Origin of the sequence: Rothia sp. 27098_8_29, from assembly GCF_041432785.1 — a bacterium.
GTDB lineage: Bacteria > Actinomycetota > Actinomycetes > Actinomycetales > Micrococcaceae > Rothia > Rothia mucilaginosa.
The window spans coordinates 622,717-641,111 of the sequence record NZ_JAPWAI010000001.1 but is presented as its reverse complement, the minus strand read 5'-3'; the positions used below and the strand labels follow the sequence as shown (position 1 = coordinate 641,111).

Genomic DNA, 18,395 nt, shown 5'->3' with positions numbered 1-18,395 from the left:
CTCGGCGAGCCCCTCATCGACGAGCTCTAGTCGAGGTTGCTCATCTCCAGAGTCTCCCCCGTCTCCAGGGCGCGGTAGCACTCACGCAGACGCTCCACCATCGACGGACGCACGTAGCCCTCCAGGTTCTCCGGAGCAACCCACTCATAGGTCACCAGCTCAGCATCCTGCAGGGTAATCTTCGTATCCGCCGCAATCACGCCGCCGTCATACATGTAGTAGGTCGAATCACCCCACACACCCAGCGACAAGCCGTGGAAAATCAGCAGCACGCGACCCAGCTTCACATCCAGGCCCAGCTCCTCCACAATCTCACGCTCACAACCAGGCTTGGGGGCCTCGCCCGCCTCCACGGTGCCGCCGGGAAGAATCCAGCCGTCCTTATAGTTCGGCTTCACCAGCAGCATCTCGCCGCGCTCATTACGAATCAGCGCGCCCGCCGCCAAACGGCGCGTGGGCAAGGTGGCGATAAAAGCCTTCAGCTCTTCATCGCTCAGATAGGAATCCTTCATGGCTTCTTTCCTTTAGCGGTCGGTTTTCTTCGCAGCGCGCTGCCTGATGCTACGCACTATACCCAGGGCACGCTCACGCAGTCCAGAGGGTGCCTGCTCCATGGACGGGGCGGCATCCTCCACCGTGCGGTAGTGGCCCTCACGTAGGTCATCAATCAGAGTACGCTTGGTCGAGGGTTGCTCCCCTGCGGTGTCACCCGGATGCACCAGCTCAGCATCCGCCACCGGGCGGGCATGCTTCTTCCGCTGCATCTCGTCGAAAGAATGCAGAATCGTCGGAATCAGAGCCGTCTCAACCGTGGCATTCAGCGCAAAGAGTGCGGCAGCCACCGAGAACTTACGGCTCGCCTTACCCTGCGCACGGCGGCGGCGCGCCACATTCGCCAAGGTCAGAGCGATAGCGCTCTGAGCGGTCACATCCGCACCCAGGACCAGACCCACGCGGCGGGTCTTCGCACGAATCTGCTCCGGAGTCAGGCGCTTTTTCGAGGCAGGCTTCTTCGAGACAGACCACGCGGAGGGGGATGCCTGCGTTGCCTGAGACGGAACATCTTCAGCAGATGCGTTCTCAGACGGTGCATCATCAGATCCCGCGGCATCAGAAGGCGCGTCCTCAGCAGGGTTCGCCTCGGACTGCGATGCGGCTGACTGTTCTGCGGCAGAGTGTTCTGTTGCGGACTTGGCGGAGTGCGGTGCCAGGGCAGCCCGCAAATGCGCAAGAATGGCTTCTTCTTCCTCCGGGGTGAACTTCCTGCCACCCGTAGGCTGCGCGTCGTCCCTATCGAAATCACGGTCCTGCTCGTAGGGACCCTCGAAGTCATCAAACGGCTCAGAGTCCAGGAAGTCTTCTTCCTCATCAAGAGCGTCTTTCGGGAAAGACATGTGCGTGTACTCGAAGGGAATATGGCCTTCGCTGATGGCGTCCATCCACTCGGCGAGGGTCACGCGGCGACCGGTCGCAACCAGTCGGTAGCTACGCTCCATGGGCGAGGGGAAGTTACCCGGGTAGGGTTCAATCTCCTCGTCATCCTCGAAGGAATCATCCTCTACGGGGGTGCTCTCGGAGAAGGTAGCCTCGACAACGGAGTCATCCAGCGGGAAGGTAACGTCCAGGGCTTCAGAAGTCTGCGCCTCATCAGCCGAATCAGCTGCGTCGGCAGAGTTAGTCTCAGCAGAGTCAGCCGCAGGCTGCGCGAAGCCCTCATCCTCATTGCCGAAGATGCGCGCCGTACTAATCGACGCCACATCAAAACCGGTGGTCGGCACCAGCGCCAGCTCCGTGGGAACATCCAGTAGCTGCAGCACCGACTCCAATGCCAGGGTATTGCTCGTATCGCGCAGGTACGCATTCAGGCGGCGACCGGCAATGGAGTCAGCCTCCACACCAAACATCGCCATGACATTAGCGATACCCTGCTCGATTTCATCCTCATCAGAACCGAAAATCTTCGAACCCGCCAGCTCCGGGGCGCTACCGGGAAGCTCCGAGAGCAGGTCCTCCAGCACGCCGCCAAAACGTGCGACTTCCTCGCGGCTGAGGGCACGGTTCAGGCGCTTAGGCACACGCTGCCAGGTGAACTCCTCCACGATATTCTCGTAGGGTTCACCGAACGCCTCCAGGTACCACTCCTCATCCGAGTAGGGCTCACGGGCGGGCTCCTCATAGACCACCAGGTGCTGCTGGTTCGCGTTGCCCTCAGCAATCAGGGCGTTGCAGTTCAGCAGGCCCAGCAGAGCCATCAAATCCACCGGGTCGGCAGAAATGAGGGTCCACTCCCCCGCCGGCGCGGCAACAACCTGCCGGGTACCGGCAGGAAGGTACGCCAAAAGAAGCCCGGTAATCATGTCAATGGGCAGGTCAACGAGCATGGCGGCGTCACCGTCCACCAGGAACTCCAGCTCACCCTGACCACCGGGAAGCTCCTCCCACACGGTCGCCTCACCCTCGAGGGCGGCACCGGTAACCGGCAGCTGATCCACCAGCTGAGCCACATAATCCTCAACCGGAGTACCCACGTGCAGGTGGCCGTCAGCGACCTCCAGCACGTTCATGTAGCCCTCATCGTCCACCGCGCACAGCACGTAGAGCTGCACCTGGTGCTCACCCATCTCGTAAGCAATCAGCTCCGGGGAGGCGGCGGTCGCCTCAATGAGGGCGGCAATCAGCTCCTCATCGGTAGTGGAACGAGCCATGATGCGGCGGCGCTGAATCTTCTCCTCCAGCTCCATGGTCTGCTCGATGCGCTCATTGCGCTGCTTCTCAGCGGTGCGCTCCTCATCCTGGGCGCGCAGGTACTCGGGGCTATCCGACTCACCGGTTCCGGCAGGTGCGGGGGCATCCTCCCACATGCCGGTGAGCTTATCGACGGTCCACTCTTCGCTCTCCAGGGCGGCGGCGAGGCGGTCAACCTTCGTACGGTCGTTCCAGGCACGCTGCTTATCGGGGTCTTCCGCCTTCACCTCATCATGCATGCTGCGGGCCTCACGAATGAGGTTCAGAATGGTTGCGGCAACGTCGTCAACGGCGGGGTCGTCACTCTCGCTGGAGTAGACGAGGTCGCCCGCCAGTTCGGCGGAGTGCTCCCCGTACTCGAGGGCGATACGCGCCCAGACGGGGATGTACCCGGGAAGGATGCTCGAATCATCGTCGAAGCCGTCCGCAAAGTCGCCTGCGATGCCGTCTTCAAGATCGCCCGAAAGGTCCTCTTCAAGAACCTCTGCGAGAGCATCAGAGAAGCCCAGCGAGCCCTCCTCAACTGCAGACTCGCCTGCAGACTCCTCTACAGACTCAGCGGCAGATGCGCCGGCAGGGTCCTCTACAGCATCATCAGCGAAGGCGCGCTGAGACCACGGCATGACCTGCTCATTCAGCTGATTATCCGCGTTCTCTCGATCCCAATTCTGCTCGTTCTGAGCCATTGATACCTTCCCTTCACACCATTCATGCACCCAAACCGGGCACCATACCGGTACGGGTGCGCCCGTCACCACGTGCGCACCCGTACCACCCCTTACCGGGCTCATATTTGCTCTTACTGCAGGAACTTCTCGAAGCCCTTCGGCAGGTTCATGCTGGACAGATCCATCTCCTGGTTCTGAGCCTGCTGACCGAATGCAGCACCGGCGCGAGCCTGCTGCGCCTTAGCTGCTGCCGCCTCCTGCGCCGCACGCTTCTGCGGGTTGCCGGAGCGAGCCTTCTTCTTCTTGTTGTTGTTCTTCGCGTTCTTACGAGCGCCACCGGCCGCAGCCGCCATACCGGGCATCTGCATACCACCGGGCATGCCGGGCATCTTGCCCGAAGCGAGCTTCTTCATCATCTTCTGAGCCTGAGCGAAACGCTCCATCAGCTGGTTCACCTCAGACACAGTCACACCCGCACCCTTAGCGATACGGGCACGGCGAGAACCGTTAATGATGCGCGGAGCCACACGCTCATGCGGGGTCATGGAGCGAACAATCGCCTCCACGCGGTCAATCTCGCGCTCGTCAAAAGCCTCAAGCTGCTGACGCATCTGAGCCGCACCGGGCATCATCATGAGCAGCTTCTTCATGGAACCAAGCTTACGAATCTGCTGCATCTGAGCCAGGAAGTCCTCAAAAGTGAAGTCTTCCTGATCGATGAACTTCTTCGCCATGCGGTCGGCTTCAGCCTTATCCCACTGAGCTTCAGCCTGCTCAATCAGAGTCAGGATGTCACCCATATCCAGGATGCGGCTTGCCATACGGTCCGGGTGGAACTGCTCAAAGTCAGTGACGTTCTCACCGGTGGACGCGAACATAATCGGCTTGCCGGTCACCGAAGCCACCGACAGCGCCGCACCACCGCGGGCGTCACCATCAAGCTTAGACAGGACCACACCGGTGAAGTCCACACCCTCGTTGAAGGCGTTAGCGGTGTTCACGGCGTCCTGACCGATCATCGCATCGATGACGAACAGAACTTCGTGCGGCTCAATAGCGTCACGAATGTTACGTGCCTGTTGCATGAGCTCGGCGTCAACACCCAGACGACCCGCGGTATCGACAATCACCACGTCGTGCAGCTTAGCGCGAGCCTCAGCCACACCGTCACGTGCCACCTGCACGGGATCGCCGGTGGGTACGTCAAACTCGCTGGTCACACCGGGGTGCGGCGCGTACACGGGCACGCCCGCACGCTCACCGACAACCTTCAACTGGGTCACCGCGTTGGGGCGCTGCAGGTCGGATGCAATCAGCATCGGGGTGTGACCCTGGCCCTTCAGCCAGTGAGCCAGCTTGCCCGCCAGGGTGGTCTTACCGGCACCCTGCAGACCCGCCAGCATGATGATGGTCGGGCCGCTCTTCGCCATGTTGATGCGGCGGGTCGAACCGCCGAGGATGCTCACCAGCTCCTCGTTCACAATCTTGACGATCTGCTGGGAGGGGTTCAGCGCCTCGGAAACTTCCGCACCGAGAGCGCGTTCCTTCACGTGGGCGGTAAATTCGCGGACCACGGGGACGGCGACGTCAGCGTCGAGCAGGGCGCGGCGGATTTCGCGGACGGTTGCATCAATGTCTGCCTCGGAGAGGCGGCCCTTGCCGCGCAGGTTCTTAAAAGTTGCCGTCAAGCGGTCGGAGAGAGAATTGAACACGAGCCGTGATCACTTTCTTAACGTTGAGGTGGCCCCCAGCCGCGAAGGCGAACGGGGATGGTTAGTCAGTCTTTAAGGATACAGGATGCGCGCTTTCTCCCCCGCCTCCACCTGTGGATAAGTGGCACCGGTTCACCCTGAGCTCAGGATTTACACTCAACGTCCCCTCCCGCACCCTTCCTACATCCCTCGGCAAATGCGCGGCAGGTACCAGACACCCCCGTGTAGAGGCGCAACAGAAACCCTCAGCAGATGTTCCGCACCCCGCCTCAGCCTGCTCAACACGTCAGATAGATTAGATTTTCTAGACAGCCTGGGTTAGAATTCTAAAGGTGTTACGCACAAATGCGTGATACGCCCGAGTGGCGGAATTGGCAGACGCGCCTGACTCAAAATCAGGTTCTTCGGAGTGTGGGTTCGAGTCCCACCTCGGGCACCAACGCAAAAGCGGCGGGAAAGCTTGAAGCTTTCCCGCCGCTTTTGCGTATCTACTTCTACTTTTACGCCCACCCGGCCCACCCGCGCATCGGATGCGGCAACAATAAAGGCACAAGAAACCGCCGCCCGGCCGTGAGAGTTCACGACCGGGAGGCGGTTCTATATACCTAGCGTGCAGGCTGAGGATTACCCTCAGCTACGCATCGAAAAAGATTGGTGAGCGGTTTAGCGCTTGACCTCGTCCTCCTCGTAAGGACGCAGAGCCTCGCGCTCGCCCTCAGCACCGTGGACGCGGTGTACCTGAACCATGTTGGTGGTACCTGCGCGGCCTGCGGGAGCACCGGCAGCAACGACGACCAGGTCGCCAGCTTCTGCCAGACCGTTCTTCAGCAGGTACTCGTCCACGAACTGGAACAGACCTTCCTGATCGGTGATCATCTCAACCTGCTCAGCGTCAACGCCCCACAGCATGGACAGGAAGGAGCGAACCTTCGAGCTGGTGGTGAACGCAACAATCGGGGTCTCGGGACGCAGACGTGCCAGACGACGTGCCGAGTCACCGGACTGGGTGAAAGTAACGATGAGCTTTGCATCCAGCTGGTCAGCGATGTTCACTGCTGCGCGGGTAATTGCGCCACCGCGGGTGCGGGGCTTGCGGTCCAGCTCGGGCACGCGGTACAGGCCGCCCTTTTCGGTATCCTGAACGATTGCAGCCATAGCCTGCAGGGTCAGGATCGGGTACTTACCGACCGAGGTCTCACCGGAGAGCATCACTGCGTCTGCGCCGTCGAGGATTGCGTTAGCGCAGTCAGAAACCTCTGCACGGGTGGGGACGGGGTTGTCGGTCATGGACTCGAGCACCTGGGTTGCCACGATGACGGGCTTTGCCCAGCGGCGTGCCATGTCGATAGCCTTCTTCTGGACGAGGGGAACCTCGGAGAAGGGCAGCTCAACACCGAGGTCACCACGAGCGACCATGATGCCGTCGAACTTGTCGATGATGTCCTGCAGGTTCTCAACTGCCTGGGGCTTCTCGATCTTGGCGATAACGGGTACGCGGATACCCTCTTCTTCCATGATCTTGTGGACGGGGTCAACGTCTGCACCGGTACGGACGAAGGAGAGTGCAATGATGTCTGCACCCATCTTCAGTGCGAAGCGCAGGTCGTTTGCGTCCTTCTCGGTCAGCGCGGGCAGGGAGACTGCTGCGCCGGGCAGGTTGATGCCCTTGTTGTTGGAGATGGGGCCACCGACGACCACGCGGGTGCGAACGCGGGTGGGGGTTACCTCAATAGCTTCGAGGCGGATCTTACCGTCGTCGAGCAGGAGCTTGTCGCCGAGCTTTACGTCGCCGGGCAGACCCTTGTAGGTGGTGCCACAGATTTCTGCGGTACCTTCAACGTCTTCGGAAGTGATGGTGAAGTCTGCGCCGGGCTCAAGGTATTCCTTGCCGTTTGCGAAACGCTCGAGGCGAATCTTGGGGCCCTGCAGGTCGGCGAGGATAGCAACGTCCTTACCGAGCTTTGCAGACTCTTCACGGATGGTGTCATAGCGTGCCTGGTGCTCGGCGTGGTCACCGTGGCTCATGTTCAGACGGGCGACGTTCAGGCCAGCCTTGATTGCCTCGGAGATCTTCTCGGGGGACTCGATTGCCGGACCGATGGTTGCAACGATTTTTGCGCGCCTCATGTACCTAACCTTTGTGTGTTGTTTTGTGTGACCTCTGAGGGTTCACACTGATTTTCCGGGGAAGACTAACGTCAAATTCCCAATTATTCCCACGTGTTCTAACAAGTAACCACATGCCGGATGCGTGGGACTCTTTCTCAATTATAGGGGTTTTGCGCCCTCTTGGGTATGCTTCTCCCAACTCTTTCCACCGAAGAACTTGTGTTTCACGTCGCATTTTATGCACCCCTTCCCCACCTACTGTTCACCTCACCCAAACCCACCTCACAGTCCCCGCGCCTCCATGTCACCCAGAAAGTAAATTAGGGTGCTTTTTACCTATAGAAAATGGGCACTGTGCAATATTTAGTCACACTCGAGAACCTTCGGGCGTGTTTCAAAAACATAGAGACACTCAGAGTGGGCTATGAGAAGATAGATAGGGCATCCAAGGGCTGGGCGATTTCACATTTTCGCGCGCCTAGCCTATATTGGAACCCATAATTAGTATTTGAAATGCGAAATATATCTGGAAGGTTCACAGATGACTACTCGCGTGCTGATTATCTTCGGCTCCACCTACGGCTACACCGAACAGTACGCCACCTGGCTGGCAGAAGATCTGCGTGCACTCCCGCAGGCTCCCGAAGTTGAGACTGTCCCCGCCTCCAAGGTCACCCCCGAGCAGGCAGAGACATTCGATGCTTTCGTCATTGCCGGCAGCGACTACGGTGGATTCCTCAACGGCGCACCGGCACTTCGCAAGAAGATTCTGCCGATCATTGCGCCCAAGAAGAACCGCACCGCCTTCTTCACCGTCTCCTTCACCGGTGAGTACTCGAAGAAGCTGCTGGACAAGGCCGTCGCCAAGAGCTACACCCCCGAACTGACCGAAGGTCGCCCCGTCTACCACCTGCGTGGCGGCATCGACTTTGACAAGATTTCACTGGCTCACAAGACCGCGCTGAAAGGCCCGGTCCGCGCATGGCTCATGGCCAACCCGAACCCCAACGAGGGCATCAAGCAGATGCTCGAATGCTACAAGACCGGCAAGGCTGAGTACATCGACCGCGAGACCCTCAAGCCGCTGGTCGAGGACATCGCCAAGTTCCTCTAAGCCCTCGAAATTTTAAAAAATTCGAGGAAAAATAAACTTTCGCCTCTTCCCTCCCGATCTTTCAGCCGGACATCAGAACCTGAAAGAGCGGGCGGGAAGAGCCGAGAAAAACGTGCCAACAGGCACCATATACGTGGTCGATGACTCTTCATCTCTCCTGCATCGACCATGAAACTCCGGGTGCCGGTGCGAGGCCGCGCCAAATACAGTACCCGGAACATGAGGGGTGGGTCTTTGTGTGTGCGGCCCACCCCTTTCCTTATGCCCAAAAGCCGACTCAGAAGTCGCAAGAGGCACCGCCCGGCGCATCAGCACCCGACTGCATCCCGGCAACGTAGCTCTAGATGCTGCGGCCCACCCTGCACAACGAACCGACGCAGCAACACCCCAATACAGCAGTCCACAGAGTGAAATTCGCAACGCCCCGGCGTGTCGCGTGCCTAAAATTTTGTCCCAAAAACTTGAGCCAATAAATGCACCAACAAGCCACAAAGTAAAACAGGCACCCCAAAGATTCTAGGTTACTGTGCACTCTGCGAAAGATATGCCGCCAGAATGACACCCCAAATCATTGCGCACATCGGTGCAGGTACCGTACGCTGTTAGCTGTGTCAGCCGCATGACATACCCGGCAACCGACACACATCACTTCAACTACCCCACATATTCACTCGTGTCAGAAGCCCCCACACAGGGCCACATCGACACATCCACCTCTCAAACACAGGCAAAATCTATGAAGAAACTCCAGACTGCCGCACGCTCCGCGGCAGCCCGCTCCATCATGGCGTCCGCAGGTGCACTCTCCCTCGTCGCCGCATCCCTCACCTCCGTTCCCGCGGCCTTCGCCGCCCCCAGCGCGAGCGCAGCCACAGAGGTCAACCCCAACGCATCCTACGAGGAGCTCACCTACGCCCCCGCCCCGGATGCATCCCTGGTCGAACGCTCCAACCCCGCCATGGGTGCGGGCGAGCGCGAACGCCTGGGCACCGCCAACGCGCGAACCGGCGCCACCTCCCCCGCTTCCACCGCGACCCTGAGCGGTATTTCCGCGACCCAGAGCTCCGCGCAGGGTCTGGGAGCTGGTCGAGCTCCGGCAGCCGGTCAGGCACTGGCACCCGGTCAAGCGCTGGCACAGGGCCGCTCCGCATGGACCCCCTCCGGCGGCACCCTCGGCATGGATGTCTCTTCGCACCAGCAGAACGTGGACTGGGCGAGCGCCTACGCCGCAGGTTCCCGCTTCGCCTACGTGAAGGCAACCGAGGGCGGCTACTACGCCAACCCCTACTTCGGTCAGCAGTACAACGGTTCGGCACAGGTCGGCATGGTGCGCGGCGCCTACCACTTCGCAAACCCCCGCACCTCCTCGGGTGCCGATCAGGCACGCTACTTCGTGCAGAATGGTGGCGCGTGGACTGCCGACGGCAAGACCCTGCCCGGTCTGCTGGACATCGAGTTCAACCCCTACCCCGCCTACGGCAACACCTGCTACAACATGACCCCGGCGCAGCTGACCGCCTGGACCCGCGACTTCGTGGACACCTACCGTTCACTGACCGGTCGCGCCCCGATGGTGTACACCGCAACCTCCTGGTGGTCGCACTGCGTGGGTTCGCCGCAGTTCGGCGCTCTGCCGCTGCACCTGGCAAGCTACTCCACCGTGGTCGGTGCGATTCCGGCGGGTTGGAGCGGCTACGACATTTGGCAGTTCACTGACTCGGGCCCGTTCGTGGGTGACTCGAACTTCTTCCCCGGCACCGTGAACGATCTGAAGGTTCTGGCAAAGAACCCCAACGCGGTGCACCGCAACTGGTCGAACGGCCAGGATCGCGCAGCGGAAGACCGTTCGGCAGAAGACCGCGCGGTACAGGATTCGAACGTGGTGACCACCGCGACCGGCTCGATTGATATTCGCACCGGCATCGGCAGCTACTGGAATAAGAATCGCTCCTTCTACGGCAACCCGATTGGCACCGAGTACTCTCTGGGTCACGGCGTGTATGCGCAGAAGTTCACCAACGGCAAGACCATCTACTGGACGAACTCTCACGGTTCGCACTGGCTGGTCACCAACGGCGGCCTGGATTATAAGTTCCGCTCGGACGTGGCACGATTCCGCGGCCTGACCACCAACGAGGAAACCCGCTCCGACACCATCGCGGTCTCCTTCGCCAACGGTGAGGGTGGCTACTGGTCCAACGCATACGGAACCCACATCCTCAACGAGCGCGGCGCCATCTATGCAACCTGGCGCAAGGCAGGCATGAAGGGCGCGCCCACCACTGACGAGCAGAATCTGGGCAACGGCATCATCAAGCAGGAATTCACCGGCAGCACCACCTACGTGTGGTCCGCACAGACCGGCACCCACCGCCTGCACACCGGCGGCGCGTTCTACCACCGTTTCCTGCAGCACCGCGGCACCTGGGGTGCACCGGTGACCGACGAAACCGCCACCTCCACGGGTGCTCAGGTGCGATTCGCCTCCGGCAAGGTACTGCTCTGGTCGGATGCGTACGGTGCGTACGAGACCAACGGTAACGGCGCAATCTTCAAGCACTGGGAGAAGAATACCGCTCGCTACGGTGCGGCACGCGGCGACGAGTCCTACGCGAACGGCGTGTACTACATGGACTTTGAGCGTGGCACGATCCGCTGGACCGCGCAGCGTGGTATCTACTAAGAGCGTGGCATTTACTCAACGGCGCGGCAGCTAATAAACGCTACAACGCGCATATAAAAACGAGGGGCACCTGGCAGAGGTGCCCCTCGTTCTTTTGCTACAGGGCGCATCTTCTGAACAACACAAAAATCAAGATGCGTTCTGCAGCGGGTGGGTTACCGAGTGAGTAGAGAACCCGGCTATGTTACCCGTGCCGGCAGGTAAATTTATAGCGTGGCGGGCGAACCACCACGAAGTCATGCAATGTCCTAAAAGCCCCGGATTAGTGTGGCGGACATAATCCCCATTGACTATGTCCGTGGGGCCCACACTAATCGTTGGTGAGACCTCACCCCGAAGGTGTCTAGAGGGGCGCCTGACCGGAAGTAAGGACTCAACGGTGAATAACGGCACGGTACGAAGATGCTGAAATTCACCCGGGTATGGCGTTCCGTAAGAAGGAATCGATATCTAGGAGGGCCGAAACCTTCACGCGTCATATCCCGTTACATCTAGGGTAGGTGTAGCGACGTGCGAAACCTATCTCTTCGGCAAATATTACGCTTCAACCATTGGTTGAATGTTTACAATACAAGTATGCATTTTGAGGCCTATAGATGTCAAACAAAATGCTATATTGAACTAATTTTGTGAGAATTTTGAGATATTCCCCGAATATTTCAAAATAAATTCCTGCGTATATTACGTTTAGGTGCCTAGTACTCACAGAGGAATTCGGCTCCTCACGATAACGGCTCTCAACAATCCGGAACCCTAAAACGCCGCGTTAAAAACACTAAGGCGCACCCCGCGTCGTATGCACAGCAGAAAGAGTACCCCTACTCCCCCGCCACACGGGATGCGCCCTAGGCGCTATAACCATCGAAACTACCGGCAAGACCCCAGCCGAGTGAGATCTTGAGGCCTTACCGGGCGCCTCGACCCATCCGCTAGCTTAGAGGCTAGCGAAGTCCAGAACCATACGGCCGGTAATCTTACCCGCCGCCATTTCCTCGAAGACAGCCGGTGCATCGTCAACCTCACGCAACTGAACCACCGGAACCACGATGCCGTCAGCACCGAACTGGAATGCCTCCGCCAGATCCTGACGGGTACCCACCAGGGAACCCACCACGCGGATACCGTCCAGAATAATCTTCACAATGGACAACTCCATCATCTCCGAAGGCAGACCAACAGCCACCACGGAACCGCCCGCACGAACCGACTCAACAGCCTGGTTGAATGCAACCTTCGACACCGCGGTCACCACAGCAGCGTGAGCGCCACCGCCGGTCAGCTCGCGAATACGAGCCGGAACGTCCTCAACCTCACGACCGTTGATGACGTAATCAGCGCCGGTCTCACGAGCCAGAGCCAGCTTGTCGTCGTTGATATCAACAGCGATAACCTTGGCGCCGAAAACCTTCTTAGCGTACTGAACAGCCAGGTTGCCCAGACCGCCCGCACCGTAAGCAACCAGCCACTCACCGGGGCGAACCAGCGACTCTTTAATTGCCTTGTAGGTGGTCACACCAGCGCAGGTAATGGAGCTTGCCTGTGCCGGGTCAAGGCCCTCGGGAACCTTCACAGCGTAATCAGCGGTCACCAGGGTGTACTCGCTCATGCCGCCATCAACCGAGTAGCCTGCGTTCTTCACCGAACGGCACAGGGTCTCACGGCCCGAGGTGCAGTACTCACAGTGGCCGCAGCCCTCGAAGAACCAAGCCACCGACACGCGGTCGCCTTCCTTCAGGGACTCAACACCCTCGCCGACCTTGACGACACGGCCGATGCCCTCGTGACCCAGAATACGACCCGGAACCTCACCGAAGTCACCGGAAGCCACGTGCAGGTCAGTGTGGCACACGCCCGAGTACTCAATCTTCACGAGCGCCTGGCCGTGACCGACAGCCGGAACGGGAACCTCACGGACAACAACCGAACCGTCAACCTTCTCAGGGACAACAACAGCCTTCATGGTTTCCTTGCACATGACCTAAACTCCTTAGTCATCGGTGGTCACGCTCAAGCCGCAATCTGCAATCTGCAATCTGCGCTGTGCAACCTAGCGGGGTGAGCGTGCGTATTCTTTACATTTCCACCGTAAAATGATGAGCCGCCAATCTAAAGGACCTTCCCCGAATATGACAGAGGGGTTAGATAGAGGCCTTCTCACGAGCGAGGATGATCTTTCGATAAGGTCTATTCCGACCAATGCGCTAAACCGCCAAAGGTTGATATGACGCTATGACGAAACAACACAGAAGATGAGAATGCCTCCCAAACAAGCGGTTTGGGAGGCACTCAGAAAAAATTTAAATATTAAGTTTGAGGCGCATACCACCCTAAAGAAAGGGTTCATTCTACACCTATACGATTCCTACAGGCGCATAGGAACTCTTAGCCGATGAGACTTAGCTGCCTAGAAGCAGAAAGCAACCTCAATATAGCCAGCGCCGCGCTCACCCGGACCATTCGGAGCATTCAACGCCCAACCCAGATCCATGATGCGCACCGTAGAATCCATGAACGTACCGCCGCCAGCGCCACCGCCAGCCAGCTGCACCGAACCCACCGCATAGCGGGCACGAGCCGCATCATTATTCCACTTCTGCGACACCACACGAGCCGAAACGCTCAACGCAGCACCGGAACCGCCGCCGCCATAACCGGCGCCACCGCCTCCAGAAACCACTGACTGGTAGCCGTTAAACAGCTCACCAGCGTTCGACGGGCGGTTATCGGTACCCTCCGGAGTCTGATCCCACTGGTACGAATAGCTCGCCACACCATCGGCGCCCTTCGCGCGGAAACCGCTCGCACCCGCTGCACCGGCAGTCGCAGTGCTCACCAGCTTCTGGGTGGAGGTGCTCGAAAAACCAATCACCGGACCATCAGCAGTCGGCGGGTTCAGCTTCTCGCCGCCAGCACCGCCCACACCACCGGCGGCACCCGAACCCGGGTTCACCGTCAGAATCGGATTAGACTGCACCTCGTACGAGGTGAAACCAACAAAACCGGGCGAACCGTCGCCGTCACCCGAACCAGCGCCACCACCGGTGCTGAACTGGTGCTCGCCACCGGAGCTATCGAGCGAATAGTGCGCGGTCGGGCGCACAGCACCCGCATTCGCGGGGTTCGGCAGAACCGTCGCATACGACGCCAGAACGCCAGCACCGCCGCCGCCACCGGCAACAATCATCGGCACGCCATCCACCTCAATAGCGGACGAACCACCGCCGGACGCCGAATACAGCACAGCGCTCATGCCGCCGCGACCGGTCACACCGCCAGAAATGCGGGTCAAATCATTAATCGCAGAAACAACATTCGCGGGAACCGGCGAAGAAGCCTTCGAGGAGCCGCCCACGCCGTAGCCGTCGCCGCCCTCAGCGGGCTTCAGCTCACCATTACCGATACCACCCGAACCGGCAGTCAGAGTAATAGTCTGGCCGCCGCGCACAGCCATAGAACCCTCCACCATGGCGCCGGAACCGGCATCAGCCACAGTGTAGTTCGTGCCGCCAGCACCGCCCACAGCGGTAAAACGCATACGCTTAGCGCCCGCAGGAACCGTCAGCACGGCAACCTTCTTCACGCCATCACCGGCAGTGACCATCGTCGAATCCTCGTAAGGTCCGGTGCACTCGCCTTCCTCATCAGAAGCCGCATACGCCGGAATCACCGAAGAAGCCACAACAACCGGAGCAGCCCACGCCGCACCAGCCACCAGACGACGACGGGTCAGACCCGGGCGAGAAGAAGGAGAAACGGGGCGCGAAGAATCGCCGGCAGAAGAGCTCACGATAAAAATCCTGTACGTTGAGTGGGTGTTTCTAAACGCAGACGCGACGGGCGTTCGAAGAGCCTCATGCCCCTTACGCGGAGCCTCATACTCCTTACGCGGGTGCCCGCCACACGCAATACCTCTATTATGCCTTCTCAACAGCCCAAATCCACGCAGGGTCCCGGCACATGCCACCATGAGAACATCCAGCGGCAAGAAACAGACAGCAAGCACAAATAGCGGGCACAAAAAACCGCCGGACAGGGGCGCTCCCCCATCCGGCGGTTTTTCTATGAAATTTAGATGGAGCTAGAAGATGAAAGCTAGGAGCCCTTTGTCAGCTAGGAGCCCTTCGTCGAAGACTCAGAAGAGTCAGAATCCTCGGCGGGCTCTGCCTTCTCAGATGCCTTCTCGGATGCCTTCTCCTCAGCGCCCTCTACAGACTCATCTGCGGCAGGCTTCGGAGCGAACTCCGCCGGAGCCGGCTCAATACCCGCAGCAGCCTTCGCCGCAGCACGACGACCAGCCACCACAAAACCAGCAGCACCCAGCAGAACCAGCAGCAGAGCAGTCCACACGTGAATACGAACGCCCCAGAGCATCTCCGAGGTATCAATACGCAAGAACATCTCAATGAAGAGGCGACCCACACCGTAGTAGAACACGTACAGCCACAGGGTCTGACCCAGCTTCAGCACGCCCTTACGGCCCAGCCACAGCAGTAGTGCCACACCCAGCAGGTTCCACAGCGACTCGTACAGGAACGTCGGATGGAACAGCGTACCCGCCGGATACTGGGTCGGGAAATTACCGCTCGACGCGCTAATCTCCAAGCCCCACGGCAGAGTCGTCGGCTTGCCGAACAGCTCCTGGTTGAACCAGTTACCCCAGCGGCCAAACGCCTGAGCCAGCAGAATACCCGGCGCTACCGCATCCGCAAAAGCCGGGAAATTCATCCCGTAGCGGCGGCAACCATACCAGGCGCCCAACGCACCAACCGACACGGCACCCATAATGCCGATGCCGCCCTCCCAAATCTTCAGGAAAGCCCACGGATCAGCAACATTCGGACCGAAATAGCTACCCGGGTCAGTAATCAGCACATGGTAGGCGCGGGCACCAATAATACCCGCCGGAATAGCCCACATCGCCACGTCAAAAACGCGCTCAGGGGTACCACCCGCCGCCTTCCAACGGCGAGAACCCAGCCACAAGCACACCGCCATACCCGCAAGAATACACAGGGCATAGAAATGCACACGGAACGGGCCCAACTGCAGGTACGAAACGCTCGGAGAGGGAATCGAAGCCAGCACGTTAGCTACCGGCACGCTCGCCAGCGACAGCACATCAGACATTAGCCTTCACGCCCCGCCAGCTCACGGGTCAGCTTAGCCACCGCCTCAACACCGCCAGAAGCCAAAGCCTTCACCAGCGCAGTACCGACAATCACGCCGTCCGCATACTCGCCAATCTCCTCAACGTGGGCACGAGTCGAAACGCCCAGACCCACGCACGCACGAGGCGCACCGGCAGCCTTAATGTCCGCAACCAGGGTGCGAGCCGCCTCCGACACGGAGGTGCGGGCACCGGTCACGCCCATCACCGACACGGCGTACACGAAGCCGCTCGACGCCTTCGCAATAGTCGCCAGACGCTCCGGCGAAGAAGACAGAGCAGCCAAGAAAATACGATCCAGACCGTACTCGTCAGAGGCCTCAAACCACGACGACGCCTCATCAGGCACCAGGTCCGGGGTAATCATGCCCGCGCCACCGGCAGCCGCCAAATCACGCGCAAAGTTCTTCACACCGTACGCCAGAACCGGGTTCCAGTAGGTCATCACGACAACCACCGCGTCGGTCGCCTCGGTAATGCGGCGGACCGCCTCAAACAGCTGAGGAAGCTTGAAACCGTTCTCCAGCGCCACGCCGGTAGCCTTCTGAATCACCGGACCATCCATGACCGGATCAGAATAAGGCACGCCCAGCTCGATAATGTCCGCGCCGTTATTACCCAGAGCAATCGCCGCGTCAATCGACTCGTCCAGGGTCGGGAAGCCCACCGGCAGGTAGCCGATCAGCGCCGCACGGCCCTGCTTCTCGCATTCAGCCAAACGAGCCGCCAGAGGCGACTGCGCATTCGGAGCGGGGAAAGAACCATCCAGCACCGTAAAAGGTGCCGACTGAGAAATAGCGTCCTGGTAGCTCATTACTTAGCCTCACTTTCAGCCTGTGCGTTCTGTGCAGCGGATGCGGCAGCTTCCTTATTACCGGTCATCAGGGTCGAGGACGGAATCGCCTTACCCAGACCGAACCACTTCAGCGCGGTCTCCATGTCCTTATCGCCACGACCGGACAGGCAGACAATCATCGTCTTCTCGCGTGCCGCCTCCGGATCCTCAGCAGCCCAACGCTGGCACACGCGCAACGCGCCCGCCAGAGCGTGCGAGGACTCAATCGCCGGGATAATACCCTCGGTGCGGCAGAGCAGGCTCAGCGCATCCATCGCCTCAGTATCGGTGACCGGCTCGTAGGTCACGCGACCAATATCGGACAGGTAGGAGTGCTCCGGACCCACGCCCGGGTAATCCAGACCAGCAGAAATCGAATGGGATTCAATGGTCTGACCGTCCTCATCCTGCATCAGGTAGGTCATCGCGCCGTGCAGCATGCCCGGGCGGCCCAGAGTAATGGTCGCCGCGTGACGGCCGGTCTCCACGCCGTCGCCGCCAGCCTCAAAACCGTAAATCTCAACCGACGAATCGTCCAAGAACGCGTGGAACAGACCAATCGCGTTCGAACCGCCACCCACGCAGGCAGCAATACCATCGGGCAGGCGGCCGGTCTCAGCCAGAATCTGCTCGCGCGCCTCCTCACCGATAGCGTCGTGGAAGAAACGCACCATCGCCGGGAACGGGTGCGCACCCGCAGCGGTACCCAGCAGGTAGTGGGTGTTCTCAACGTTCGCAACCCAGTCGCGCAGCGCCTCATTAATGGCGTCCTTGAGGGTGCGGGAACCGTTCTGAACCGCAATCACCTTCGCGCCCAGCAGCTGCATACGAGCCACGTTCAGCGACTGACGCTCAGTGTCTTCCTCGCCCATGTAGACCACGCACTCCATGCCGAAGAGCGCAGCCGCGGTCGCAGTCGCAACACCGTGCTGACCCGCACCGGTCTCAGCAATCAGACGGGTCTTACCCATACGCTTAGCCAGCAGAGCCTGACCAATCACGTTATTAATCTTGTGGCTACCCGTGTGGTTCAGGTCCTCACGCTTGAGGAACACACGCGCACCAGCATGCTCAGAGAACTTCGGAACCTCAGTCAGCAGCGACGGACGGTTCGAATACTCAGCAGAAAGACGCTGGAACTCGGCAATGAACTCGGGGTCGTTCTTCGCCTCGTTAAAGGTTGCCTCCAGCTCATCCATGGCGGCAATCAGCGACTCGGGCATCCACCGCCCGCCGTACTCACCAAAATAGGGGCCGGGGGCATTCTTCAACGACTCGCCGTTGAGGAAAGCATCTGCCAGGTTCTCGCTCATCACTATTCCTTCCCTGGATGGTTGCCGCCGGATGCGCACCGCGGGTAGG

General features: G+C 59.8%; 11 protein-coding genes and 1 tRNA gene. 3 read left to right on the top strand and 9 right to left on the bottom strand.

Going from position 1 to position 18,395, the window contains the following annotated elements; genetic code table 11:
• Nucleotides 1-26: 26 nt before the first annotated feature.
• The 3 genes from O3649_RS02540 to ffh all read right to left on the bottom strand — a co-directional run bounded on the left by O3649_RS02540 (nt 27) and on the right by ffh (nt 5,125).
• Complete coding sequence (locus O3649_RS02540) at nt 27-512, bottom strand: NUDIX hydrolase (RefSeq protein ID WP_012903358.1); 486 nt, start codon at nt 510-512, stop codon at nt 27-29.
• A 12-nt stretch (nt 513-524) separates the two neighbouring features.
• A complete protein-coding gene (locus tag O3649_RS02535) occupies nt 525-3,431 on the bottom strand; it encodes a hypothetical protein (protein ID WP_371572614.1) in 2,907 nt (968 codons plus the stop codon).
• Between the two features lie 113 nt (nt 3,432-3,544).
• Nucleotides 3,545-5,125, bottom strand: coding sequence for a signal recognition particle protein (gene ffh, locus O3649_RS02530; protein WP_049342095.1), 1,581 nt, complete (start codon nt 5,123-5,125; stop codon nt 3,545-3,547).
• Nucleotides 5,126-5,481: 356 nt separating this feature from the next.
• Here ffh and O3649_RS02525 point away from each other — a divergent pair.
• Nucleotides 5,482-5,564: transfer RNA gene (locus tag O3649_RS02525), tRNA-Leu, on the top strand.
• A 224-nt stretch (nt 5,565-5,788) separates the two neighbouring features.
• Here the strand turns inward: O3649_RS02525 and pyk are convergent.
• A complete protein-coding gene (gene pyk / locus O3649_RS02520; protein WP_005508119.1) occupies nt 5,789-7,252 on the bottom strand; it encodes a pyruvate kinase in 1,464 nt (487 codons plus the stop codon).
• A 523-nt stretch (nt 7,253-7,775) separates the two neighbouring features.
• On the opposite strand from pyk, the gene O3649_RS02515 reads away from it, so the two are divergent.
• Together O3649_RS02515 and O3649_RS02510 are read left to right on the top strand one after the other, a co-directional pair.
• On the top strand, nt 7,776-8,348 hold the full coding sequence (locus O3649_RS02515) for a flavodoxin domain-containing protein (RefSeq protein WP_005508118.1): 573 nt from the start codon (nt 7,776-7,778) through the stop codon (nt 8,346-8,348).
• Between the two features lie 736 nt (nt 8,349-9,084).
• Nucleotides 9,085-11,031 (top strand): GH25 family lysozyme, encoded by a 1,947-nt coding sequence (locus O3649_RS02510; protein WP_371572611.1) that lies wholly within the window; start codon nt 9,085-9,087, stop codon nt 11,029-11,031.
• Nucleotides 11,032-11,965: 934 nt separating this feature from the next.
• On the opposite strand, the gene adhP is transcribed toward O3649_RS02510, so the two are convergent.
• The 5 genes from adhP to trpB form a co-directional block, all read right to left on the bottom strand.
• On the bottom strand, nt 11,966-13,006 hold the full coding sequence (gene adhP, locus O3649_RS02505) for an alcohol dehydrogenase AdhP (RefSeq protein ID WP_371572609.1): 1,041 nt from the start codon (nt 13,004-13,006) through the stop codon (nt 11,966-11,968).
• 429 nt (nt 13,007-13,435) lie between these two features.
• The gene (locus O3649_RS02500) at nt 13,436-14,818 is read right to left on the bottom strand and encodes a phosphoenolpyruvate synthase (protein ID WP_371572608.1); all 1,383 of its coding nucleotides are present in this window, start codon (nt 14,816-14,818) and stop codon (nt 13,436-13,438) included.
• A gap of 323 nt (nt 14,819-15,141) precedes the next feature.
• Nucleotides 15,142-16,158, bottom strand: coding sequence for a prolipoprotein diacylglyceryl transferase (gene lgt, locus O3649_RS02495; protein WP_371572605.1), 1,017 nt, complete (start codon nt 16,156-16,158; stop codon nt 15,142-15,144).
• Complete coding sequence (gene trpA, locus O3649_RS02490; RefSeq protein WP_049327777.1) at nt 16,158-17,012, bottom strand: tryptophan synthase subunit alpha; 855 nt, start codon at nt 17,010-17,012, stop codon at nt 16,158-16,160. The genes lgt and trpA overlap by 1 nt, the downstream gene beginning before the upstream one ends.
• Nucleotides 17,012-18,346, bottom strand: coding sequence for a tryptophan synthase subunit beta (gene trpB / locus O3649_RS02485; protein WP_314364257.1), 1,335 nt, complete (start codon nt 18,344-18,346; stop codon nt 17,012-17,014). Before trpB ends, trpA begins: the two co-directional genes overlap by 1 nt.
• Nucleotides 18,347-18,395 lie beyond the last annotated feature (49 nt).